The 24,694-nt window shown below is 37.9% G+C and carries 27 protein-coding genes, 1 riboswitch and 1 other annotated feature (1 of these 29 running past the window's edge); of the genes, 17 read left to right on the top strand and 10 right to left on the bottom strand.

The genetic code is table 11. The features are described from left to right. Positions 1–139 precede the first annotated feature (139 nt). From IEW44_RS13250 to IEW44_RS13210, 9 genes are all read left to right on the top strand, one after another. The gene (locus tag IEW44_RS13250) at positions 140–1,447 is read left to right on the top strand and encodes an isochorismate synthase (protein ID WP_188615537.1); all 1,308 of its coding nucleotides are present in this window, start codon (positions 140–142) and stop codon (positions 1,445–1,447) included. Beyond that, a complete protein-coding gene (gene menD / locus IEW44_RS13245) occupies positions 1,440–3,140 on the top strand; it encodes a 2-succinyl-5-enolpyruvyl-6-hydroxy-3-cyclohexene-1-carboxylic-acid synthase (protein ID WP_188615536.1) in 1,701 nt (566 codons plus the stop codon). Before IEW44_RS13250 ends, menD begins: the two co-directional genes overlap by 8 nt. Beyond that, positions 3,137–3,889: a 2-succinyl-6-hydroxy-2,4-cyclohexadiene-1-carboxylate synthase gene (gene menH / locus IEW44_RS13240; protein ID WP_188615535.1), complete on the top strand. Its 753-nt coding sequence runs from the start codon at positions 3,137–3,139 to the stop codon at positions 3,887–3,889. The genes menD and menH overlap by 4 nt, the downstream gene beginning before the upstream one ends. Then, positions 3,889–4,707 (top strand): 1,4-dihydroxy-2-naphthoyl-CoA synthase, encoded by an 819-nt coding sequence (menB, locus tag IEW44_RS13235; RefSeq protein ID WP_188615534.1) that lies wholly within the window; start codon positions 3,889–3,891, stop codon positions 4,705–4,707. Before menH ends, menB begins: the two co-directional genes overlap by 1 nt. A 152-nt stretch (positions 4,708–4,859) precedes the next feature. Further along, the gene (gene amaP / locus IEW44_RS13230) at positions 4,860–5,396 is read left to right on the top strand and encodes an alkaline shock response membrane anchor protein AmaP (RefSeq protein ID WP_188615533.1); all 537 of its coding nucleotides are present in this window, start codon (positions 4,860–4,862) and stop codon (positions 5,394–5,396) included. Between the two features lie 16 nt (positions 5,397–5,412). Further along, positions 5,413–5,625, top strand: coding sequence for a DUF2273 domain-containing protein (locus IEW44_RS13225; protein WP_188615532.1), 213 nt, complete (start codon positions 5,413–5,415; stop codon positions 5,623–5,625). 12 nt (positions 5,626–5,637) lie between these two features. Next, positions 5,638–6,081: an Asp23/Gls24 family envelope stress response protein gene (locus IEW44_RS13220; RefSeq protein WP_188615531.1), complete on the top strand. Its 444-nt coding sequence runs from the start codon at positions 5,638–5,640 to the stop codon at positions 6,079–6,081. Between the two features lie 279 nt (positions 6,082–6,360). Then, positions 6,361–7,788, top strand: a complete 1,428-nt coding sequence (locus tag IEW44_RS13215) for an o-succinylbenzoate--CoA ligase (protein WP_188615530.1) — start codon at positions 6,361–6,363, stop codon at positions 7,786–7,788. Between the two features lie 4 nt (positions 7,789–7,792). Next, complete coding sequence (locus IEW44_RS13210; protein ID WP_188615544.1) at positions 7,793–8,536, top strand: YwaF family protein; 744 nt, start codon at positions 7,793–7,795, stop codon at positions 8,534–8,536. A gap of 66 nt (positions 8,537–8,602) precedes the next feature. Here the strand turns inward: IEW44_RS13210 and IEW44_RS13205 are convergent, their stop codons facing one another. From IEW44_RS13205 to IEW44_RS13180, 6 genes are all read right to left on the bottom strand, one after another. Further along, positions 8,603–9,691, bottom strand: a complete 1,089-nt coding sequence (locus IEW44_RS13205; protein ID WP_188615529.1) for an MGDG synthase family glycosyltransferase — start codon at positions 9,689–9,691, stop codon at positions 8,603–8,605. Further along, positions 9,688–10,290, bottom strand: coding sequence for a DedA family protein (locus tag IEW44_RS13200; RefSeq protein ID WP_188615528.1), 603 nt, complete (start codon positions 10,288–10,290; stop codon positions 9,688–9,690). The genes IEW44_RS13205 and IEW44_RS13200 overlap by 4 nt, the downstream gene beginning before the upstream one ends. After that, positions 10,287–10,958 (bottom strand): polysaccharide deacetylase family protein, encoded by a 672-nt coding sequence (locus tag IEW44_RS13195; RefSeq protein ID WP_188615527.1) that lies wholly within the window; start codon positions 10,956–10,958, stop codon positions 10,287–10,289. Before IEW44_RS13195 ends, IEW44_RS13200 begins: the two co-directional genes overlap by 4 nt. Positions 10,959–11,179: 221 nt before the next feature. Beyond that, positions 11,180–12,142: a metal ABC transporter solute-binding protein, Zn/Mn family gene (locus IEW44_RS13190; RefSeq protein ID WP_188615526.1), complete on the bottom strand. Its 963-nt coding sequence runs from the start codon at positions 12,140–12,142 to the stop codon at positions 11,180–11,182. Between the two features lie 101 nt (positions 12,143–12,243). Then, positions 12,244–12,477: a membrane protein insertion efficiency factor YidD gene (gene yidD, locus IEW44_RS13185; protein ID WP_188615525.1), complete on the bottom strand. Its 234-nt coding sequence runs from the start codon at positions 12,475–12,477 to the stop codon at positions 12,244–12,246. Further along, the gene (locus IEW44_RS13180) at positions 12,474–12,632 is read right to left on the bottom strand and encodes a hypothetical protein (protein WP_188615545.1); all 159 of its coding nucleotides are present in this window, start codon (positions 12,630–12,632) and stop codon (positions 12,474–12,476) included. Before IEW44_RS13180 ends, yidD begins: the two co-directional genes overlap by 4 nt. A 113-nt stretch (positions 12,633–12,745) precedes the next feature. Between IEW44_RS13180 and IEW44_RS13175 the strand changes: the two genes are divergently transcribed. Both IEW44_RS13175 and IEW44_RS13170 read left to right on the top strand, forming a co-directional pair. After that, a complete protein-coding gene (locus IEW44_RS13175) occupies positions 12,746–13,201 on the top strand; it encodes an NUDIX domain-containing protein (protein ID WP_188615524.1) in 456 nt (151 codons plus the stop codon). Next, complete coding sequence (locus IEW44_RS13170; RefSeq protein ID WP_188615523.1) at positions 13,188–13,949, top strand: alpha/beta hydrolase family protein; 762 nt, start codon at positions 13,188–13,190, stop codon at positions 13,947–13,949. The genes IEW44_RS13175 and IEW44_RS13170 overlap by 14 nt, the downstream gene beginning before the upstream one ends. 151 nt (positions 13,950–14,100) lie before the next feature. Here IEW44_RS13170 and pckA read toward each other — a convergent pair whose 3' ends face one another. Beyond that, positions 14,101–15,687, bottom strand: coding sequence for a phosphoenolpyruvate carboxykinase (ATP) (gene pckA / locus IEW44_RS13165; RefSeq protein ID WP_188615522.1), 1,587 nt, complete (start codon positions 15,685–15,687; stop codon positions 14,101–14,103). 205 nt (positions 15,688–15,892) lie between these two features. Next, positions 15,893–16,012, top strand: a riboswitch (SAM riboswitch). Between the two features lie 229 nt (positions 16,013–16,241). On the opposite strand from pckA, the gene metK reads away from it, so the two are divergent. After that, the gene (metK, locus tag IEW44_RS13160; protein WP_188615521.1) at positions 16,242–17,444 is read left to right on the top strand and encodes a methionine adenosyltransferase; all 1,203 of its coding nucleotides are present in this window, start codon (positions 16,242–16,244) and stop codon (positions 17,442–17,444) included. A gap of 101 nt (positions 17,445–17,545) precedes the next feature. Here the strand turns inward: metK and IEW44_RS13155 are convergent, their stop codons facing one another. Next, positions 17,546–18,064 carry a gamma carbonic anhydrase gene (locus IEW44_RS13155; RefSeq protein WP_188615520.1) on the bottom strand — a complete coding sequence of 173 codons (519 nt, stop codon included), beginning with the start codon at positions 18,062–18,064 and terminating at the stop codon, positions 17,546–17,548. 133 nt (positions 18,065–18,197) lie between these two features. Between IEW44_RS13155 and IEW44_RS13150 the strand changes: the two genes are divergently transcribed. From IEW44_RS13150 to IEW44_RS13140, 3 genes are all read left to right on the top strand, one after another. Then, positions 18,198–19,001, top strand: coding sequence for an alpha/beta hydrolase (locus tag IEW44_RS13150; RefSeq protein WP_188615519.1), 804 nt, complete (start codon positions 18,198–18,200; stop codon positions 18,999–19,001). Positions 19,002–19,025: 24 nt separating this feature from the next. After that, entirely contained in the window at positions 19,026–20,477 is a 1,452-nt protein-coding gene (locus IEW44_RS13145; RefSeq protein ID WP_188615518.1) for an alanine/glycine:cation symporter family protein, read from the top strand. 110 nt (positions 20,478–20,587) lie between these two features. Further along, complete coding sequence (locus tag IEW44_RS13140; protein ID WP_188615517.1) at positions 20,588–20,881, top strand: DUF3221 domain-containing protein; 294 nt, start codon at positions 20,588–20,590, stop codon at positions 20,879–20,881. Positions 20,882–20,943: 62 nt separating this feature from the next. Here IEW44_RS13140 and mnmM read toward each other — a convergent pair whose 3' ends face one another. Together mnmM and mnmL are read right to left on the bottom strand one after the other, a co-directional pair. Then, entirely contained in the window at positions 20,944–21,510 is a 567-nt protein-coding gene (gene mnmM / locus IEW44_RS13135; protein WP_188615516.1) for a tRNA 5-(aminomethyl)-2-thiouridylate-methyltransferase MnmM, read from the bottom strand. Then, a complete protein-coding gene (gene mnmL, locus IEW44_RS13130; protein WP_188615515.1) occupies positions 21,507–22,457 on the bottom strand; it encodes a tRNA modification radical SAM protein MnmL/YtqA in 951 nt (316 codons plus the stop codon). The genes mnmM and mnmL overlap by 4 nt, the downstream gene beginning before the upstream one ends. A 121-nt stretch (positions 22,458–22,578) precedes the next feature. Here mnmL and IEW44_RS13125 point away from each other — a divergent pair, with 121 nt between their 5' ends. Beyond that, positions 22,579–23,169 (top strand): hypothetical protein, encoded by a 591-nt coding sequence (locus tag IEW44_RS13125; RefSeq protein WP_188615514.1) that lies wholly within the window; start codon positions 22,579–22,581, stop codon positions 23,167–23,169. Between the two features lie 126 nt (positions 23,170–23,295). After that, positions 23,296–24,480 carry an MDR family MFS transporter gene (locus IEW44_RS13120; RefSeq protein WP_188615513.1) on the top strand — a complete coding sequence of 395 codons (1,185 nt, stop codon included), beginning with the start codon at positions 23,296–23,298 and terminating at the stop codon, positions 24,478–24,480. Positions 24,481–24,524: 44 nt separating this feature from the next. Then, positions 24,525–24,694: a binding site (T-box leader), on the top strand (it continues 44 nt past the right edge of the window).

Below are 24,694 nucleotides of genomic sequence, written 5' to 3'. Positions count from 1 at the left end.
TAGAGACATCGCATAATACTGCTTTTATTGTGCAAAAAGTGATATGATACTAAAGGACAGTTTTTATACAGAACGGTAGTTAATATCGTCGTTTAAACGACTCATTTTATCGGATTTAATGAATGACGGAGGGACTTTCATGCAACAGAACGCATCAGACGTTACCTTGTATGTAACGACAATGGAAGTGACAACAATCACACCACTGCAATTTTTCTCAGCTAGTGACATGTATAAAGGGCAGCGTTATTTTTGGCAAAACCGCGAAGCCACTTTAACTATAGTTGGCGTAGGGAATGTGTTAACGTTGACGGGAACGGATAACCGTTTTAATGAGATTGAAAAACAGTGGAAAGCAATACACATACATGCAAATCAAGAGCAACCTATTTTATTTGGCGGTGTGACTTTTGATCAATTAAACGATAAGAAAAGTGAATGGGGCGATTTTCCACAAGCACTTTTTGTCGTAGCAAAATATCAATTTATACAAAAGGGACAACAGTGTTTTATGAATATTCAGAGCACAAGTCCAATTACAGCAAAAGATCAAGCAGAGGCAGAGGCTTTTTTAGCTGCCATTAAAACAGCTACAATCACACTTGAGAAGCCTAAAATGATAGCGTATACAGAGCCTGAGAAAGAAGCTTACTTACAAGCGGTTAAAGAGGTTACAACTCGCATTCGTAATAAAGAAGCAGACAAAGTAGTATTAGCTAGAACATTAGCTTTACAATTTGAAAATCAAGTTCAACCTGCACAACTTATAAGTGACTTATTAAAAGAACAGCCAGATTGTTATATTTATGGTTTAGAATTTGGTCAGCGCTTTTTTACAGGTGCATCACCAGAGCGCTTAGTACATGTCGCAAAGCACCATGCCTACTCCGCTTGTGTAGCAGGTTCCATTAAAAGAGGCGTAACAGCAGCAGAAGATGAGGTATTAGGGTATACACTATTACATGATGATAAAAATGGTGGTGAACACCAACATGTTGTTGATATGATCGCGGATACGTTTAAAGCGCATTGTACAACCTACAAAGTGCCTAAACAACCTCAATTATTAAAAAGTAGAGATATTCAGCATTTGTATACACCAGTAGAAGGCGTATTAAAAGCGCAAAAAACGATTTTACAACTCGCAAAAGACTTACACCCTACACCTGCATTAGGCGGCGTACCACGCAATAAGGCAATGGCAATTATTCGTCAACATGAAGCAATGAATCGTGAAATGTATGCTTCGCCTATTGGCTGGCTTGATACGACAGGGGACGGAGAATTTGCTGTTGCATTACGATGTGCATTGATTCATGATAAACAAGCTTATTTATATGCTGGTGGTGGCATTGTGGCTGATTCAGAGCCACAATCAGAGTACGAAGAGACACTTGTAAAATTTAGACCAATGTTACGTGCATTAGGGGGAGATTTACATGAATGAAAAACGCATTTTATCACAATATGTGTATAAAATGGTGGCTACATTAGTAAAAAATGAAGTTGTAGATGTTGTCATAAGTCCAGGTTCAAGGTCTACACCTCTAGCCTATGCCTTTGCCGCTACACCTATGATTAAAGTATATCGCCAAGTTGACGAACGCTCAGCAGGTTTTTTTGCGTTGGGATTAGCCAAGGCACAAGCGAAACCTGTGGTACTGCTTTGTACATCAGGTACAGCTGCCGCCAATTATTATCCAGCAATTGTAGAGGCACACTATGCGAGAGTACCACTTATTGTAATTACAGCAGACCGTCCACATGAGTTAAGAGAAGTTGGCGCGCCACAAGCGATTAATCAACCACATTTATTTGGCGAGCATGTAAAGTGGAGTGTGGATTTTCCTATTCCAGATGATGCCAAACAAACATTACCATTTATCGAACGTCACTTAGTACGTGCTATTAATACAGCTTACAGTGCACCGTATGGCCCTGTACATATTAATGTACCTTTTAGAGAACCATTATTAATTGAGATTGACGATATTGTATTATACAGTGATTACCAAGAGACATTTAAAAGCGAACTCGTACCAACGCCAGAGGCACAGTATCACTTCGGCAAACTTTTACGTAACACAGAACGTGGGTTACTCATTATTGGAGAACTCCCCCTAGGGACCAATAGAGATTTATTATGGTCTGTCATACGTCGTTTAAAGTGGCCTGTATTAATTGAGCCGCTTTCTAATATGAGACGTGCAGTGCCTCAAGATTGTATGTCGTATGTTATTACTACATATGATGCTTTGCTAAAAGTAGATGCATTTAAAGCGCAAGTACAACCTGAGACGGTAGTAAGATTTGGCGCACAACCGATATCTAAATTTGTTATGCAATTTATTGCTGAAACGATGCCTGAGCACTATATTGTTGTGGATGAGTCTAGTCAATTTAGAGACGCCATTGCATGTGCAACCCATGTACTGCAAGCAGAGCTAACGGCATGGCTAGAAGAGTTAACTTTATCCGATAATGAAGCGGATGACATGTATTTGGCTAAATGGCAAGAGGCACATACTATTGCTAAACAAAAGATAAGCCAGTACGAGGGTACAGATGAGGGAGCAGTGGTCGCTGATATTTTAAAGAACTTGCCAAATGGCAGTGATATTTTTGTCAGTAATAGTATGCCAATACGCGATATTGATACCTTTTTCTTAGAGACAACTAAAGATATTAAAATATATGCAAACCGTGGTGCTAATGGGATTGATGGTATTATTTCAACGGCATTAGGTATGTCTGCTACTACAAGCCGCCCCATGCATGTGCTAATTGGCGACTTAGCTTTATTACATGATAGTAATGGTTTTATTGCTACGCGCTATCAACAGTGCCAACTGACAACGATTGTATTGAATAATGATGGCGGTGGTATTTTCTCTTATTTACCACAAGCACAAATTGAGCCACATTATGAAGATTTGTTTGGCACGCCAACAGCATTAACATTTGAGTCATTGGCAGCACTGTATGAGATGCATTATGAGATGGTAAATTATGACCAATTACAACTAGTGAATTTTCATGAACAAGAAACATTAATGTTATTAGAAGTAACAACGAATCGAAAAGAGAATGTAGCGGCGCATCGTGCATTGTGGGCACAAATTGCGGAGGCAATCGAATGAAAACACTTGTATGTTTACATGGCTTTACAGGTTCCGAAGCGACGTGGTATGACTTAGCAGACGATTTACAAGATGTGCATATTATTGCGTTTAATTTATATGGTCATGGCAAAAATCACATGGAAGAGCGCTATACGATGGAAGACCAAATTGATGCGATACATCGTGCTTTAGCAGACGTCCCTTCATTTGCATTGATGGGTTATTCTATGGGAGGGCGCACAGCACTTTGTTATGCGGCTAAATATCCCGAGAAAATTACACAACTCTTTTTAGAGAGTGCATCACCTGGCTTAAAGAAAGCTTCTGAGCGAGCAGCAAGGCGAGTGCAAGATGAGAAGTTAGCTTGCATGTTGGAGCACGAAGGATTAATCGCTTTTGTAGATTATTGGCAAGATATTGCTTTATTTCACACGCAAAAGCAATTATCAACAGAACGCCAACAACAAATTCGTACAGAGCGTCTCAGCCACGAAGCAAGTGGCCTCGCTATGAGTCTACGATGTGTGGGTACAGGTTCACAGCCATCGATGTGGGGAGTGTTACCATATTTACAGATGCCTGTAACCTTACTAACAGGCGCACTTGATGATAAATTTTGTGTAATTGCAGAAAAAATGCTTAAAAAAATGCAAAATGCAAAACATATTATTGTAGAAGGTGCGGGTCACGCAATTCATGTGGAAAAATCGAAGCAATTTGCTACAATAGTAGAGGAAGAACTTTTTAATAAAGAGGAGGCTTTTTAATGACTCGTACATGGGAAACAATCCGAGAATACGAAGATATTAAATATGAGCTATACAATGGTATTGCTAAAGTAACAATTAACCGTCCGGAAGTGCGCAATGCCTTTCGTCCGAAAACAGTCATGGAAATGATTGATGCATTTTCACGTGCCCGTGATGACCAACGTATTGGTGTAATTATTTTAACAGGTGAAGGTGAACATGCATTCTGCTCAGGCGGTGACCAAAAAGTACGTGGTCATGGTGGTTATGTAGGTGACGATGAGATTCCACGTTTAAACGTATTAGATTTACAACGTTTAATCCGTGTGATTCCTAAACCAGTTGTAGCAATGGTAGCTGGCTATGCAATTGGTGGCGGGCATGTTTTACACGTAGTATGTGACTTAACGATTGCAGCGGATAATGCACGCTTTGGTCAAACAGGCCCTAAAGTAGGTTCATTTGATGCAGGTTATGGTTCAGGCTATTTAGCTCGTATTATCGGTCATAAAAAAGCGCGTGAGATTTGGTACTTATGCCGTCAATATGATGCACAACAAGCACTTGATATGGGCTTAGTCAACACAGTAGTACCATATGCACAGTTAGAAGATGAAACGGTACAATGGTGTGAAGAGATGTTAGAAATGTCACCAACTGCATTACGTTTCTTAAAAGCAGCTATGAATGCTGACACAGATGGTTTAGCAGGTTTACAACAAATGGCTGGTGATGCAACATTACTTTATTACACAACAGAGGAAGCAAAAGAAGGGCGCGACGCATTTAAAGAGAAGCGCCAACCAGATTTTGGTCAATTCCCACGTTTCCCTTGATTTTAAAAAGCTGAGAACATGTTCTCAGCTTTTTTATTTTGGCAAGAATACACTTTTTTATAGTTCTTTTGAAAATAAATACGGATAGGATGATTGAAATTTATTAAAAAGGGAAGAAAAATAGTAGAAAACAAAGGGAGGAGGTATCTGAGGTGAAGCGATTTGTCAGTTTGATATTCGGTTTGTTGATTTTTGTCGTTACAGCAACATTACTGTTTCTTTATGCAGAAGTACCCTCTTGGGAAAAATATCAACAAGAGTTAACAAGCTATAGCTGGTTTGACACGGCGCTTTATAGCACAGCAGGTATTTTATTAGTAATTGCCTTATTTATGATAATATTTGCGTTCCTACCATCGCATCGAAAAAGGGGGCTATACTTAAAATACAATGATGGCGAGATTTATTTAAACAAGCGTTCGATTGAAAAGAATATACAGCATACCGTTGCGAAATATAATGATATTCGACAACCGACGATTAACGTCAAACTGTATCAAAAGAAAAAAGCATCCTACATTGATATCGTTGTCGACTTATTCGTCGCGCAGTCTCATAATGTACAAACGTTACTTGAAACGTTACGTGAGGACATTAAAGAAAGTACAGAAGATTTCTCAGAGTTACCTGTAAGGGAAGTAAAATTGAATGTATTGGACCAAAAGCTATTAAATAAACGAGTTCTTTAGTAAGGAGGATTCTCGTATGAATCAATCACGATCATACACTGACTTACTACGAGACTATAAATGGCGTATACTTGGTTTTCTTATTATGCTTGTAGTAAGTATTTTATTTTTGACAATCGGATTTTGGAAAACAGTTCTTATTTTAATCTTAACAGGTCTAGGCATTGGCATTGGCTATGCTAAAGACCGAAAAGAAGAGTTTCTTATATTTTTAGATAAAATACGATAGGAGAGAAGAAAAATGGCAAACACTACAGAACAATATAACAAACAAGCAGGCGTGAACGAAGAGGAAAATGAGCGTGTATTTGAGAATACATTAACATTTGACGATGGTGTAATCGAAAAAATCTCTGCGATTGCAACGCGAGAAGTGAACGGAATTTTAGATATGAAGGGCGGCTTTGCTTCAGGTATTACAAGTGCCTTTGGTAATAATGACTTAACAAAAGGTGTCTCTGTTGAAGTGGGTGAAAAACAAGCGGCAGTTGATTTAAAAGTAATCATTGAATATGGTCAAAGTGCACCAGCGATCTTTAAAAAAGTAACAGAAGTAATTAAATCACAAGTCAAACATATGACTGGCTTAGAAGTTGTAGAAGTGAATATGAATGTAGAAGATGTAATGACGAAAAAAGAATATAATCAAGAAACATCTTCTAAAAAGGATAATGATTTAGAATAATTATTAATATTAAAAAAACTAACCTGTTTAATAAGACAGGTTAGTTTTTTTATGAAATCACCTAATTTATTACATATAAATAAGAGGCTATGCGCATCTAATGTAACGATCACTGTACAACACGTCAATGTATTGTAGACTGCGATTATTTGAGCGTTAGCATGTCGTAATGCATAGCTAAGCAAATTTGTGCTAGTATATGGCTTATGAAATTGACATATGAATCTAGTTTTTTTAATTCATCATTTTAGCTACAATAGGAAGTAGGAGGGAAGTACAATGCAAAATTGGTTATTACAGCGTGCCTATCTTACGCCAGAGAGACAAGCCTTACAGTTTGAGGGGCGTACTTACACATGGTACACATTAGTGGAGCAGGCTAAAAGAAGAGCAGGGCAACTTATTACAGCAGGTATTACGCCTCACAGTAGAATTGCTTTATTAAGTCCAAATAGTGATGAGTTAGTCATTACAATATATGCGGGCATGTTATTACAGTGTGAATTAGTAATGTGTAACTGTCGACTATCAGCTACAGAAATTCAAGCGCAATTACAGGATGCCGAAGTGACTCAAGTCATTGCAACAAGTGAACAACAACATAAAGTGGCGTCAAATGTTATTTTATTAGAAGAGGTACAGCAAAAAGAAGTACGTATAGTTGATATGGCCACAGAATGGCAAGAACAAAACACACTATCCATTATGTATACGTCAGGTACAACAGGCTCACCAAAAGGTGTGAGACAAACATATGGCAATCATTTATCTAGTGCATTGTCAGCTAGTTTAAATGTAGGTATGTCACCAGAAGATGTTTGGCTTTGTACGATGCCACTTTTTCATGTCAGTGGCTTTTCTATCTTAATGCGTGCAGTGATTTATGGGAATGAGGTGCTGTTATATGAGCGTTTTGATACAGCTGAAGTAGTGCACCAAATAATTACAGGTAAAGCTACACATATGTCAGTAGTTGCCTATACATTGGCACAAATATTAACACAACTAGAGCAACAAAACCTTGATGTGCCACCTAGTTTTAAATTAATGTTAGCAGGTGGAGGTACAATCCCCGAGCGTTATTTATTACGTGCACAACAAGCAAATATACGAATTGCACAAACATATGGCATGACAGAAACCTGTTCTCAAACGGCAACACTCCCACCACAAGATGCCTTGCGCAAGTTAGGTTCAACAGGTAAGCCGTTATTTTTTAATGCGATGCGCATTGAAGGAACGACTGAGCCATTTATTCAAGGAGAAATTTGTGTAAAAGGCCCTCATGTTACACCTGCCTATATTGGGAAATTTGCTACGCGTAATACGATGCAAGATGGTTGGTTGCATACTGGTGATATTGGTTACTTTGATGATGAGGGTTATTTATATGTCGTTGACCGTCGTGCAGATTTAATTATTTCTGGGGGAGAAAATATTTATCCAGCAGAGATTGAGCAAGTATTATTGGGGCATGCTATGGTTTTAGAAGCGGGTGTTTGTGGTATAGAAGATGAGCGCTGGGGCAGTGTGCCTGCTGCTTTCATTGTAGTGACAACATCGTATCGTCAAGAGGAAGTAGAAGCTTATTGTAAAGCGCATTTAGCAAGCTATAAATGCCCCAAACATTGGTTTGTTGTCTCACAACTGCCACGCAATGCCTCTAATAAAATTATGCGTCATCAATTACGAGAGTTATTAACATAACCTCATTGATGGAGTTGGCAAAGGAGTTTTCACTATCATAGATGCACTTTATCATAGCAACGAACCGATATTTGCAACATTAAGTTGGCCTCATATTACATGGCTCTTACTTGTTTTATGTGTTGCGATATTACTGGTGCGCAATGCTGAAAAAATTCAGAAGACAAAATTAAAGCATTACTTACGTTATATATTTATTAGTATTATCGTTGTGCAACAAGTGTTGTTATACAGTTGGTATGCCATGAATCATGAATGGTATGCCTCTGATGCCTTGCCATTGTATCCATGTCGACTTACTACATTGTTAGTGTTGATGATGCTTATTATAAAACGACCGTTATTATTATCATTTACATTTTACTGGGGACTAATAGGTGCTTTTTTAGCATTGTTATCGCCAGAAACAGGGCAACTTGGCTTTCCAAATGCGATGTTTATTCAATTTTTTATGGGGCATAGTGCATTATTTTTAGGTGTTATTTATTTAGCAATACTATTTCAATTTACAGTAAATGAGAAGGCATTATACAAGGTGTATCGTCAAAGCTTAGTGTATTTCGGACTATTATTAATGATTAATACAACTTTTAATACAAATTATGCTTACTTACGGGAGCTGCCACCATCTGTATTTCTTAATTGGGTTCCTTCTTATCCATGGTATATTCCTATAGAGATAGCAGTCATTTTCATATTGTTTTATTTGTTATATTATGTTTGTCAAAAGTGGCAACGTGAAATATAGAGAGCATAATAGAAAAGTGGTGAAAAGGATAATAATGCTATGTCCTCTTCACCACTTTTTATATAATTATTGAGCAAGGTCAGCAAATATTGCTTGTATCGCTTCTTCCAAAGAATAATCTAATTCTTCCTCATATTGTTGAATAGCCTCACTCATTTGAGCGATAATGGTAGGGTCTGTAAGCTCTTGTAACTTATGTTCGTTTAATTTTCGTACCATACCACGCGCATTGAGATAATGAAAATTCTCCTCCTCAGGCCCTGGCAAGAAATGATCAATAAAAATAGGAATACGTTTACGCATCACTTCAGTCATGGTGACACCACCTGGCTTTGTTACCATAGCGGATGTGCTCTCGTACAAGGTATTCATTTCAGAGCGAGATGTAATGTATCCTTGTGGGATTAAAGAGTCTCTATTTGCCTGTTTGATTTTTTGATAAAGTTTTTTATTACTGCCACATAAGACAGTGAAGGTTGTATCAGGCAATAGAGCAGTTAGGTCAATGAGCGCTTGTACGTCCATAAAGCCGATATTACCACCAGCTAGTAACACGTGATGAGATTGAGGTGTTGCAGGTGTTGTTGTAATCCCAGAGTGAATAGGTACACCTGTTACAAAAATGCGTGATGCCTCTCGTCCAAATGTTTGTATAAGCTGCTGTTTAGCTTCTTGGTGTGGCGCTAAATGATACTCACTGGTGTTTTTCGCCCATACATCATTCATAAAAAAGTCCGTATAAGCATTTACAACAGGTACATTTTTGATAGCATTATCACGCTTTAACATACCTAAAATGCTAGAGGGAAAAGCATGTGTGCAAATAATAAGATCGGGATTATATTGTGCCACAAGTTGTTTCATTTTACGTAAAAAGAATTTAGCAAAGAAAGGTGGCGTTTCTTTTGTTGTTTTTGGTTTTTTGTTATTGACAATTTTTTCGTACATCAATTGATAGGATTTTGGTGAAGAGTGAATCCATTTAATATAAAAGGTGCCAATCCCTTTTTCCATAGTAGCATTCGTATAGCTCAGTAAGTCAACAGTATCAATTTGCACGGTGCTGTCAACTTTTTCGATTGCATCTATAATAGCTTCTGCTGCCTTTGTATGCCCTGTAGGGAAACGAAATAAAGGTAACATTAAAACTCTCATGCTTTTTTGGCTCCTTTCCATTTCTTTTTAATATATTGTATGATGAGGTGCACAATGAATAGGCCAAATAAAATAAAACCAATGGAAGAAATATAAACGGGCGGAATGTTAAAATATCGACCAATGAAATAACCTGCTGCCATATAAGGGACAATCCAAACGATCGCACCTATAATGCTGTAAGTCATAAAGAGTGAAAGGCGTAATTTAGCCACACCAGCCACATAAGGACTAATTTGCCGTATACCTGGTAAAAAGTAAGCGCCGATAATAGTGAGTCGGCTTTTACGTACATAACGCTGTGAAACGTGTTGCCAACGTTCTTCTGTAAAGCCAACATAATGCCCCCAACGTTGTAACATAGGTAAGCCTAATTTTTTACCAAGTAAATAACCTGTCATCATACCTACAATTGTACCAATCACAGCAAAGAACACAGCATGTGTAAAGTCCATACTGCCTGTTACACAAGCCATGCCAATAATAACAAGTAACGACTCTTCGGGTGCGGGAATGCCGATAATACCAAAAAAGGCGCAAATAAATATAATAATGTAGCCATATGTACTAAAGGCATGAATAATAAAGTCAACCGTCATACAGGGATCGCCCTACACTTTTGCGTTGTACTCGTTAAAAAACGTTTCAGCTGTAGTAACATACTTTCAGGTGCTTGTTGGTCAGCGCCTTTTGTATCGCCATTATCATGCAGTAATAAAATGGCGCCATCTTCGATAGGTTCATGTAATTGAGCTAAATGATTATCATGCAATTTCCAGTCTTTAAAAATATGAGACCATAAAATAACATCATACTTTTTAGCAATTTGTCGTGTAGCTAGATTAAAGTGTCCCCAAGGCGGACGATATAAAATTGGTACAATTGTTGTTGCTTGTTCAATTACTTGTGCCGTTTTTTCAATTTGTCGCTGTAACTGGTAAGGCGTAAGTTGCCAACTTGATGTGTGCGTGTAATGGTGAATCCCAATCGTATGTCCCTCTTTTACCATGCGTTGTAAAATATGAGGGTACTTCTCGGCTAACTCACCTACGACAAAAAATGTAGCAGTAGCATCATATTTTTTTAACAAATCCAGTAGGGCAGGCGTATACACAGGATGTGGCCCATCATCAAAAGTTAAGTAAATCGTATTATGTGTAGGTATATTGCGAATAATACGTGGATTATATAAACGCTCAAATAATGTTGCCCCTACAGAATAGGCAATAGGTAATGCCAATAAAGAGGCGATTGTGGTTTTACGCATTTTACCACTTCCTTTTCTTTTCATTCTTTTTGTATAACGATTGAACAGACTAAAAGTTTCGTATTACTATGTTATACCCTAAAATAAGCTACATTGTTCCACCGTTTATATCAATAGTAACGTAAGTTAAACGATCTGCACATAGAAAATAAAAAAGTGCTATAAAAAGTCATCGACTTTTTATAGCACTTTATCGCAAGTGAAATTATAGTACAATAAAACTATTGTAATGCTTTTTTCAAAGCTTCTAAATTGCGATACATTAAACTAAAATAATCTTCTTTTTGTTTAATATCCTCATTTGTTAGCACACTTAAGTTGTGTAAAGTGCTAGATGTAGCGCCAACTTCTTTTTGGATTACTTCGGTTAGCTTAGATGAAACATTTTGTTCAAAAAATATAGTAGAAATATTATCTTTTTTAGCCTGTTCTACCAGTTTCATTAAAGCTTTTTGAGAAGGCTCACTTTGTGAGTTTAATCCTGCAATAGGCACTTGATTAAGCCCGTAATTACCTGCAATATAGCCAAAAGCAGCATGTGATACAAAGAAGGTATGTTGCGTAACATCTTTTAAACCTTGCGCGTAATCTTTATCAAGCTTTTGTAAGTCTTGTATAAGTGCATCATAGTTTTTAGTAAAGTTCTCTTTCTCTGCAGGCATTTTTTCAGATAAGGTGTGTAAAATACTCGCAGCTAAATCCTCACTAATACTTGGTGATAACCAAACGTGCGAGTCAATTTCACCATGAGCATGGTCATGTTCGTGTTCGTCATGTTCATGCTCCTCATCCTCTGCGTGTACATGACCAGTACTAGTCGCTAATTTAGCATCTGTCACACGGTCAGCAGTAGCTACAAGTGAAACGTCTTCTTTATCCAATGTTTTTTTAGCGTTTTCCACAAAGCCTTCTAACCCCAAGCCAATATAGAAAAAGATGTCAGCATCTGCTAATTTCATCATATCTTTTTGAGTAGGCTCAAAAGTATGTTCATTAGCACCAGGGGGATAAATGGAATGAACATCCACTTTATTACCAGCGATGCGTTCTGTAAAATAAGATAAAGGATAAACCGTAGTATAAACGGTCAAAGTGTCAGATTTAGCTTGACGTACTTCTTTATTACATGCACTAAGCCCCAAGACCGAACAGAGTAATAATAAAGCGATAATATATTTTTTCATAGTAGAGCACCTCTTAAATAGTAATGATTACGTTTTGTTAATAACCGTTTTTATTGTAACGTAATTATTTTGTAAAAACAAGCATAAAAATAACCTTCACGTTATTTTTTACGTGAAGGCCATTTTTCGGGTACAGGGTCAAAGCCACCTTTATGCAAAGGGTGGCACTTTGATATACGTACAATGGTTAAAATAAAACCCTTGAAGGCTCCATGTTTTTCAAATGCTTCAAGCCCATAAGATGAACAAGTAGGGTGGAAGCGACAAGAAGGTGGGGTAAACGGTGAAATCGCTTTACGGTAAAATTGAATGAGCCAAATAAAAACATGCTTCATTGACGGTCATCTTTAGTGTATGTCTTTTGAACAGGATGCTCATCAATGGTTTGTTTTAAAGATACTTTTTTCTTTTTAATAATAATGATTGCTGCCATAGCAAAAATAAACATAATTAAAGCAATCATTACAATGATAGCGGTAGGTACACCCATTTTCTTCACTCCTTGTGTATACTCTCCCCCCTATTATAAGAGATTGAAGAGAAAGAATGAAGTGAATGAATTTCGACAATCATGGTAAACTAAATAAGCAGGAGGTGTTAAAGATGTTCACCTTTACAGATGTAAATGGTTTACAAGTAAATTTGTTTTTTGAGCCTAACCACAAAGTGTCTTGCCAGCACGTCTTAGTGCTAGTTAAACGACATGACCAATATTTATGTACGATTCATAAAAAACGTGGTGTGGAGTTTCCTGGTGGTAAAGTTGAGAAAAACGAAACAGTTGAAGAGGCAGCAGCACGTGAGGTTTGGGAAGAAACAGGTGTGCGTATTTCAACGCCTCAGTGGCTAGCTTATTATGAAGTATTAGATAAAACCCCTTTTTGTAAAACCGTTTTTATAGCAGAAGCCGTAGAGGAAGAGCAAGTCCCGATTGACGAGGAAACGATAGGCAAGTTGTGGTTAACGGAACAAGAGTTATTCAATCAGCCAAAACTTAGCTTTTATATGAGAGATGAAGGTATGGCTAAAATCTTGGAGTATGCTCATGCAAAATGGTGAAATAGTTTATAGTAAACTTTATCCTTCACCAACGCCTTGTGTAACATTACAAGAGATTACATACTACGCTAAAGGTGTTTTAGTAAAAGGATTATTAGCGATCCCACAAACCTATCAAGATGGATTAATTTATTTACGAGGCGGCATTCAAAGAGTTGGCATGATACGACCAGCAAGAATTGCTGAATATGCGCAACAAGGATTTATTGTTTTTGCTCCTTATTATCGTGGTAATCGTGGTGGGCAAGGGCGTGATGAATTTGTAGGTGTTGACCGTTATGATGCCATTTACGCAGTGGATGTCTTACGAGCATATTGGGAAGGAGACATTCATTTACTCGGTTTTTCACGCGGTGTCACAATGGCTTTATGGACAGCTATTGAGCGAGATGATATCAGCTCTGTTGTTGTGTGGGGCGGCATGACGGATGTTGCGTTAACTTACAACGAACGAATGGATATGCGTCGTATGATGAAACGTGTGATTGGAGGTACACCTACTAAAGTACCAGATGCGTATGAAGCACGCACACCATTGCGTCATGTCCATAAAATAGCAGCAGACGTGTTAATTATCCATGGTGTTAAAGATTATCATGTATCGATTACACATAGTGAATTATTACAACGAGCTTTACCACAAGCGAGTACTTGGTATTATAAAGACTATGGTCATGCATTCCCACCTGCTATACATCGTCAAACGGTTAATGCTTTGACCACATGGATGAAGGAGGCAAAATCATGAAAAAGTTTATGTTTATGGTTTTTTCAATCATAATGGCACTCTTGACTGTATCCATATTTGCTAAAAAAGCTGAATAAGATATGTAATATTTTGTACAAGGAAAAGACACTCACGATGTTTTACGTGAGTGTCTTTTTTTAGAGTGTCCAACTTAAACGATTGGTCCACCTTGAGTTGTAATATTTTCAGGTACGTTGGCAAACTTTTTAAAGTTATCTTTAAACAAGTCCGCAAGTTGTGCTGCTTTTTGATCATAAGCGGCTTTATCAGCCCATGCATCACGTGGGTTTAATACTTCACTTGGTACCCCTTCTACTGCTGTAGGGATGTGTAAACCAAATACCTCATCTTGAATAGTAGGTACACCGTTTAATTTTCCATCGATAGCTGCACGTACCATTGTGCGTGTGTATGATAGTTTCATACGGTTACCAACGCCGTACTCGCCACCAGTCCAACCAGTGTTAACTAAAAATACTTGTGCGCCATGCTCATCGATTTTTTGACCTAACATTTCCGCATAAACCGTTGCTGGAAGTGGTAGGAATGGTGAACCAAAGCAAGTAGAAAATACTGGTTCAGGCTCTGTTACTCCACGCTCTGTACCAGCAAGTTTAGAAGTAAAGCCACTTAAGAAGTGGTACATCGCTTGTTCTTTTGTCAATTTACTGATTGGAGGTAATACGCCAAACGCATCCGCAGTTAAAAATACAATGGTTTTTGGATGACCTGCAACTGAAGGCGTTACAATATTTTCAATGTAGTCAATAGGGTAAGCTACACGCGTGTTTTCTGTTAATGAACCATCGTCATAATCTGCAATGCGTGTTTCTGGGTCAATGACTACGTTTTCTAGTACAGAGCCAAAGCGGATTGCGTTATAAATTTCAGGTTCTTTTTCAGCAGATAAATTAATGGTTTTAGCATAGCAGCCACCTTCAATATTGAAGACACCATTATCTGACCAACCGTGCTCATCGTCACCGATTAATTTACGGTCAGCATCAGCAGATAATGTTGTTTTACCTGTGCCTGATAAGCCAAAGAATAATGCTACATCGCCAGCTTCACCAACGTTTGCTGAACAGTGCATAGATAAAATATTTTGCTGTGGTAATAAATAATTCATGATGCCGAAGATGGATTTCTTCATTTCGCCAGCATACTCTGTACCACCAATTAAGATGATTTTCTTTTCAAGCGAAACGATGATAAATGTTTCAGAGTTAGTGCCATCTACTGCTGGGTCAGCATGGAAAGTCGGTGCAGAAACGATTGTGAAATCAGCTGTATGGCTAGCTAATTCAGTATCAGTAGGGCGGATGAATAATTGGTGACAGAATAAATTGTGCCAAGCATATTCATTAACAACTTTAATGCTAAGTTGGCTATCTTTATCAGCGCCAGCAAAACCATTAAATACGAAAACTTCGTCTTTAGTCTTTAAATAGTTCACTACTTTAGTGTATAATTTATCAAACACCTCAGCAGAGATCGGTTGGTTTACTTTACCCCAATCAATTTTGTCTTTTGTGCTTTCTTCTTCAACGGTATATTTATCTTTAGGAGAACGACCTGTATATTTACCAGTTTCAGCGCAAACCGCACCATCAGCTGTTAACATAGCCTCGCCGCGTGAAGTGGCTTTCTCTACAAGTTGTGCTACAGAAAGTTGATTCTTAATATTGCTACCGCTTAATAAGTCCTTCAGTTCGTTATGGATATCTACTGAATTCATCGCTTATTTACCATCCTTTTTTATAATATTCCTAATTATATAATTAGGGTGACTTTCGTAATTTCAAAAATAGTATAACACATTTACTTAAATAATCTATACTAATTATACGATTAATTTTTGCAAAAGTTCTCTATTTCGAAAAATAGACAAAAAATATTTGACTTTAACGCATATATTTCGTAACATGATATGCGAACGGATACTCTTATCCCGAGCTGGTGGAGGGTCAGGCCCTATGAAACCCGGCAACCTGCATTATATGTATATATAAGGTGTTGGTGCTTAATCTGAATGCAAGGGAATTGCCCTTGAACGATAAGAGTGAAAGGATACCGAACGTTAACTCCTTTCCTCACTTTTTATTGGTGAGTAAAGGTTTTTTTTGTTTCTACAACATTTTAATAAGTACCTAATATAGATTTTCCTTATTAAAGTACCTTTCTATATTCCTTGTGTTTAAAGCAGTTAGCGGCTTTATCGTTTAAAAAAACGAACATGGGAAGAGTACCGTATCAATGCGATCATCGCAAACATACTAGGAGGAAACAATTATGACAAAACGTCGCCTATTTACATCTGAAAGTGTTACAGAAGGTCATCCAGATAAAATTTGTGATCAAATTTCAGATGGTATTTTAGACGCTATTTTAGCAAAGGACCCTAATGCACGGGTAGCATGTGAAACAACGGTTACTACAGGTTTAGTATTAGTAGCAGGTGAGATTACGACATCCACTTATGTGGATATTCAAGGTGTTGTACGTGACACTGTAAAAGAGATTGGCTATACGCGTGGCAAGTATGGCTTTGATGCGGAAAACTTAGCTGTATTAACAGCGATTGGTGAACAGTCTCCAGATATCGCACAAGGTGTTGACCAAGCACTTGAAGCACGAGAAGGCGCTATGACAGATGAGGAAATAGAAGCGATTGGCGCGGGAGACCAAGGCTTAATGTTTGGTTATGCATGTAATGAAACAAAAGAGCTTATGCCTTTACCTATTTCATTAGCACACCAGTTGGCACGTCGTCTAACTGAAGTGCGTAAATCAGGTGAACTGGCTTACTTACGTCCGGATGGTAAAACACAAGTTACCGTTGAGTATGATGAACATAATATCCCTGTGCGCGTTGACACGATTGTTATTTCTACACAACATGATGAGGCTGTGACATTAGAGCAAATTCAAGCTGATTTAAAACGTGTTGTCATTGCACCAATCGTGCCTGAAGCATTATTAGATGACGCTACTAAATATTTCATCAACCCTACAGGACGTTTTGTAATTGGCGGGCCTAAAGGTGATGCTGGTTTAACAGGTCGTAAAATTATTGTAGATACTTATGGTGGTTATGCGCGTCATGGTGGCGGTGCTTTCTCTGGTAAGGATGCAACAAAAGTAGACCGTTCAGCTGCTTATGCTGCTCGCTATGTGGCTAAAAATATTGTGGCTGCAGGTTTAGCAGACCGTGCAGAAGTGCAGTTAGCTTACGCAATTGGCGTTGCTCAACCCGTATCGATTGCTGTTGATACATTTGGTACAGGTAAAGTTGCAGAAAGCGAATTAGTTACCTGGGTACGCGAGTTATTTGATTTACGCCCAGCAGGTATTATTAAGATGCTTGATTTACGTCGCCCGATTTACAAACAAACCGCTGCTTATGGACACTTTGGTCGTACAGATATTGCGTTACCATGGGAGGACACAGCGATTGCAGCTGTATTGAAAGAAAAAGCAGCATTAGTAAAATAAATAAGAGAGACCAAGATACGTATCATCTTAGTCACATAAAAAGGAAGTTGCCTAGGCAACTTCTTTTTTATATGGTTATGAAAAAGCTTTGTTATTCCCTTTTACTTGTTATGTTGTAGTGTTTTATAATATTTTCCTTTTTCAACATATTCACGTACAATGCGTGCCATATCTTTTTTATCCGTTTCATTTAATTCACGCACGACTTTTGCTGGTCGCCCCATCGCTAAACAATGGGGAGGTATTACTTTTCCAGGAGGAACAAGACTCCCTGCACCAATAAATGCACCCTCACCAATCTCAGCGCCGTCTAATATGATAGAGCCCATCCCAATTAATGCATGGTTACGAATCGTACAACTATGCAATGTAACTTGATGACCAACAGTTACCTCATCCTCAATAATAAGTGGGTAACTCGGACTTTGATGTAGGCAACAATTATCTTGAATGCTGACACGTTTACCGATTTTAGTAGGTGAAACATCGCCCCGAATTACGGTATTAAACCAAATTGTCGTTTCTGCTTCAATAGTTACATCTCCTGTTATTGTAGCGTAATCTGCAATAAACACAGAAGGGTCAATCTTTGGCTGTTTATCTTGATATGGATAAATCACAATACTCTCCCCATTTCCTTTGTTAATAGATTAATCGTATCAAACACTTTAGTGAAAGCAAATAGTAAATGACTATTTGATAAGATGTTCGTTATAATGGAAAATAGAACTGCAATTTAAAGGAGGTTCAGCTATGTGGAAGTGGGAGGCAGAAGGTCAGCCGAGAGCTGTCATTGCCATTATACACAGTGCTTATGAACACCATGGCTGGTATGCTTGGTTAATTGAACAATTAAGAGGAGAAGGCTACCATGTACTTGCTGGTGACTTACCTGGTCACGGGGAGTTAAATCGAAAATTACATGCACACGATGAGAGTTTTGAGCGGTATGACCAACATGTACAAAATTTATTGAAAACGGCATTCTCCTATGATTTACCCGTATTTATTATTGCGCATGGTTTAGGAGCAGTATTAGCTATACATGCATTGCGTAAAGGTTTTCCTGTTGCAGGCGTTGTTTTTACATCACCATGGCTACAACTAGCCTTGCAACCTGGTAAAATGGCAAGTGCTTTAACAAGTTTAAGCGCATTAACAGCCAGTGTGAAGATCACACATGAAATTGAACCGACGATGTTAACAAAGGATGTAGAGAAAGTGCATACTTTAATGGAAGACATTCCGTATAATACAACCGTTTCAGTGAAATGGTATCGCGAATTGCAACTACTACAGCGCGATATTACAACACTAATGTCTTATAAATTCCCGAATGTTCCGATTTTAGTGATGACAGGGGAAAATGATGAGATCATAGAATTAGCGGCAGCTAAAAAATGGCTATATCAACAAAAGGTAGCTGAAATGCATTTGAAAGAATGGCCAAACTGTTCGCATAGCTTATTCCAAGAGACAGAGCGCGACAGTATATTCCTATTTATGATGGATTATATTAGAAACGTTTTACGCTCGATCGGTTATATTGTAAAATAAAGGATAAGCAAAGGGGGGGCTTAGATGGAAAGTTTTTTAACAACGATTTATGATGCATTATGGGGGCCTATTTTAATTTATGGTATTTTAGTAATTGGCTTAATGTACACAATTATTACACGGTTTGTTCAAGTAAGATTAGTTAAAGATAGTGTGAAGTTAATGTTTGCTGGTGAAAAATCAGACTCTGGCATCTCTTCTTTTGAGGCTTTATCACTTGCGTTATCAGGTCGTGTGGGTACAGGTAACATTGTTGGTACCGCGACAGCTATTGCTTTTGGGGGGCCAGGTGCTATCTTTTGGATGTGGGTTACAGCATTTATTGGGGCTGCCACTGCATTTGTGGAATCGACATTAGCACAAATTTATAAAGAAGAAAATAACGGTGTCTATCGTGGAGGGCCAGCCTATTATATCGAAAAGGGTACGGGTCAACGATGGTTTGGCATGATTTTTGCTTTTACAGCTATTATTGCTACAGCTATGTTAATGACAGGCGTACAAGCAAATGCTATTGCTAGTGCTACTAAAAATGCGTTTGGTATTACACCAGCAATTACTGGAATTGTACTTGTACTTGTATTAGGTTTTATCATTATTGGTGGTGTGCGACGTATTGCAAAAGCTGCTACATTAATTGTGCCATTTATGGCGATTGCTTATATTTTATTAGCATTAGTTATTATTGCGATGAATATATCAGAAGTGCCTGCTGTGTTTGGTTTAATTGTACGTAGCGCATTTAGTGTAGATGCAACATTTGGTGGTTTGATTGGTTCCGCTATTGCATGGGGTGTAAAACGTGCCATCTTTTCTAATGAGGCAGGTCAAGGTAACGGCGCACATCCTGCAGCAGCAGCAGAGGTATCTCATCCTGTTAAACAAGGTTTAGTACAGTCATTTTCAGTTTATATTGATACGTTGCTTGTATGTTCGGCTACCGCGTTTATGATTTTATTTATGGGGACTTATAATGTACAAGAAGGCAATGAGTCAGGTCCTTACATTGTTGAACATGTACCAGGTCACTCGTATACAGAGTATACACAGATTGCTGTAGATAGCGCTTTTACATCATTACATGGTTTTGGCTCTGCATTTGTCGCAATTGCGCTATTTTTCTTTGCATTTACGACAATTATGTCTTATTACTATATTTCAGAAACAAATGTTGCCTATTTAATGCGTGGTAAAGCACAAGGAAAAGGTGTGTTCTTTGTTAAAATCATCGTGTTAGCAGCGGCCTATTTTGGGTCGGTACGTACAGCACAAACGGCATGGTTGATTGGTGATATTGGTCTTGGCATGATGGTATGGGTAAATATTATTGGGATGTTGTTATTATCAAAACCAGCCATTATTGCTTTAAAAGATTATGAGCGTCAACGAAAACAAGGGATTGACCCGCAATTTGACCCACAAGCATTAGGTATTCAAAAAGCAGATTTCTGGGTGCAACGCAATCAAAAAAAATAAATCATTGATGTAATGAAGGAATTATCAACAAGTGTAACGCTACTACGTTATATTGGTGATAATTCCTTTTTACATGAATGCATTAAAACATGATAGGGAGATGGTCGTAGATGTATAAAAAAGTGGTAATTGTAATAGGTGTTTGTCTGTTTTTTGTGACAGCTTGTACAAATGATAATCCAGATACCCCACAAAAAGCGCTCTTTTTTGAAGCCAGTATTATGCAAATAGATGGTGATTTAGCTATTGTCAGTAGCGATTTAGGGGAGATTGTGGTGGATCTTTCCGTTAATAAACAGACACAATTTGAAGTGGGTGATCAAATAAAGGTAGGTTATGATGGTGAAATTAAAGAGTCTTTCCCTGCTCAAATTACTACGTTGTCAGTTGAACGCATAGAATAAATAGGAGGTAACCTACAAAGTACGCTTGAAAAGTATTTTCCAGGCGTACTTTGTAGGTAATATTAAGAAAAAGCTTTGACTTTTTCTAATGCAATGATGAAGGGCGGTGTATTTTTTTGATTTAAGAATTGGTATTGCAACACATGAACGTATTTTTGATCATACTGGCTAACATGTTGAATGATGGCATCTCTTTCAGTTGCACCACCAGCATGCCCATGATAGATGACAAGAATAATAATCCCGCCAACGATTAATAAATCAAGCATACGGTCGATAGCTTCAATGGTAGTAGTTGCTATTGTAACAATGGAATGGTCACCCCCAGGTAAGTAACCTAGATTAAAGATGGCTGCATCAATAGGTTGTGCAACATAGTTTGTTACCATTTCATGTCCATCGTTGATTAATGTGACACGTGAAGCATAGGATCCTAGTCGTTCTTTTGTGTGGTCTAAGGCTTGTTGTTGAATATCAAAGGCATACACATGCCCTGTATTGCCAACTAACTTAGCTAAAAATAAAGTATCATGCCCATTACCAGCCGTTGCATCAATAACTGTAGCGCCTTCTTCTATAGTTTGGGTAAGTAATGTTTTAGCATATTGCAAGACACGTTCAAGTTTCATTGTGAGACCTCATATTTTTTGCCTTGCCAACTCCCACGACGCTCAAGTTCCGCATCAATACCATTTAAAACCTCCCACTTATTCACACTCCACATCGGTCCAATCATTAAGTCAATAGGACCGTCACCTGTAATACGATGGATGATCATTTCAGGAGGTAAGATTTCAAGTTGGTCTGCGACAAGTTGAATGTAAGCATCCTTATCTAAAAATGCTAGCATCCCTTTTTCATATTGTTTAACCATAGGAGTTCCTTTTAATAAGTGTAGTAAATGGATTTTAATCCCTTGTACATCAAGTTGTGCTACGGCTTTAGCTGTTGCCATCATCATGTCGTAATCTTCAAGTGGAAGCCCATTAATAATATGGGAACAAACACGAATATTATGTTTGCGTAGCTTTTCAACACCTTCAATATAAGTTTGATAATCGTGTGCACGATTGATGAGTGTTGCTGTTTTTTCATGTACGGTTTGTAAACCAAGCTCTACCCATAAAAATGTTCGCTCATTCAATTCCGCTAAATACTCAACAACATCGTCAGGTAAACAATCAGGGCGAGTTGCAATCGATAATCCCATCACGCCCTCTTGTGCTAGAGCCGCTTCAAATTTTTCTTTTAATATGGGAAGGGGAGCATGTGTATTTGTATAGGCTTGAAAGTAGGCCATCGTTTTACCATCTTTCCACTTTTGTTGCATCTTTCCTTTAATCTCCGCAAATTGTACATCAATAGGGTCTACCCGATCCCCTGCAAAATCACCCGACCCAGCAGCACTACAAAATGTGCAACCACCAAAAGCAACTGTACCATCTCGGTTAGGGCAATCAAAACCCGCATCGAGCGCTACTTTAAATACTTTATGTCCAAATTCATTACGTAAATAACGATTCCATGTATAATATCTTTTTCCATCTGAAGGAAATGGAAATTGTTGTTCTGTCATTACTTTCACTCCTCTAACGGTATATTTTAGCACGATAAAAGCAATTTGTTGTAGCTTTTTCAATATAATCCGATATAGAAAATAAGCAAGGATGCAAATGAGGGACGAAGGAGCGATGATTATGATGATATTTGGCACTGCTTCACAACAAGTAGCCATGCAAATGAATAAAAATAGCGTGCGTGATTTTACTAAATTAGCCGAAAAAAATAGGGTTGAAAAGATGCAACCTAAAAAAACACAAGATAAAAAAAGTATCTTGCCAAGAAGTACTACTGCTGATGCTATGGATGAGCTAAAAGAAAAAATGAAAGCAAGACAGGCATTACGTAAAATAGCAAGAGGAGAGGCTTTGACAGCAAGTGAGCGTAAAAAGCTAGCGGAACTTAACCCCGTTGAAAAAAAGAAGGCAGAGTTAGCTAATGAAGAGCGTAAACATTTAAAACATCGTGTGAAATATGCGAAGACTACAAAGGAAGCGCGTAAATATATTGCCCAAACGAAAATGAATGCACAGGTGATTTTTGATAAGGGGGATGTTTCATTAGGCATGTATATGATTGATAGTGCCAATAAAGTAGAAGAAGAGTACAATAACAAAACTTATAAAAAAAGACGTACACCTTATGTTGAACAAGTGGCAGAAGCAAAGTATGTAGTTACTACCATAACAAAATCTAAAACGTTAAAATGGGTGGATGTTAAGAAATAAACCATAAGACACAAAGGCCTGAGAAATGTATTATGCTTTTGTGTTTTTTTCGTTTTTAGGGGTTGTATATTTATTATTTAAGCTTTACACTTTGTGAATTGAGATGGAGAAGGGAGGCGCAAGAGTTTGCCTAAAAAAATGTGGTTTTTAATTATTGGCATGCTTGTTAATAACACAGGTGGCTCTTTTTTATGGCCATTAAATGCGATTTATATTCATGATCATTTAGGGAAATCACTTGTAATTGCAGGTGTAGCCCTTACATTGAATTCAGCTGCTGGCGTTATTGGAAACTTAGTCGGTGGTTTTTTATTTGACCGTTTAGGTGGGTATCGTGCCATCATGATAGGGATTACCTGTACGATTATATCAATAGGTTGTTTGACGTTATGGCATGGTTGGCCACAATACATTTGGTTCTTAACTTTATTAGGTTTTAGTAATGGGATTGTTTTCCCGAGCATGTTTGCTATGGCGGGCGCAGCCTGGCCAGAAGGTGGTAGGCGTGCATTTAATGCGATTTATTTGTCCCAAAATGTTGGTGTGGCAGTAGGACCGGCTTTAGCTGGTATTGTAGCGAGTTATAGTTTTAATTACTTATTTGTGATTAATTTGGTGATGTTCCTGATTTTCTTTGTCATTGCTCTTACAACTTACAAAGGGTTAGTTGATGGTGAAGATAGTGAAAAGCCACGTTCTGTATTATCTGAGAGCCAGCCGATCCATAATAGAGCTTCACTTTATGCCTTGTTGACGGTTTGTGTATCCATGATGTTAGTATGGTTAGCATATTCACAATGGAGTGCTACAATTTCCTCTTATACACAGCAGCTTGGTTTAACGTTAAAAGAATATAGTTTGTTATGGACAATCAACGGATTACTCATTGTATTAGGGCAACCTCTTATTGCGCCTCTAGTAAGACGTTGGGAAAATAAAGTAAAGCATCAACTTGTATTTGGTATTGCTATTGTCTTAGTATCTTTTGTTATTGTGCGTTATGCAGAAGACTTTACAATGTTTGCTATTGCTATGGTTGTGTTGACATTAGGTGAGATGTTCTTTTGGCCAGCAGTACCTCTTATTGCGAATCGTCTAGCACCTAAAGGGAAGCAAGGTTTCTATCAAGGTATAGTAAATAGTGCGGCAACAACAGGACGTATGATTGGTCCATTACTTGGTGGTATTCTTGTTGAGACTTACAGTTTCACGCTGATGATTACTTTTATGGTAGGTGTGTTAGCATTGGCCATCATTCCGAGTGTGTTATATGACCGACCGCTTAAAAAACAAGTAGCTACTACAAAATAAGTTGCACTCTTAACTTTTCTCGATTAGAATGAATGCATAACGAAAATATAGCGAGGAAAAGGACTAGTAAATAATGTGTACTTTGCAGAGAGTCAACGGTTGGTGAAAGTTGATAAGTAACTATTATTGAACTCGCCTTGGAGCTAGCATTAACGAAGTAGTAGTAATTAATGCCGTAAGTCTGCGATAAAGATGTAAGCTGAGTGTGGTCACT

Origin of the sequence: Lysinibacillus alkalisoli (assembly GCF_014643595.1) — a bacterium.
GTDB classification, from domain to species: domain Bacteria; phylum Bacillota; class Bacilli; order Bacillales_A; family Planococcaceae; genus Metalysinibacillus; species Metalysinibacillus alkalisoli.
This window is presented reverse-complemented; position numbering and strand designations above follow the sequence as displayed.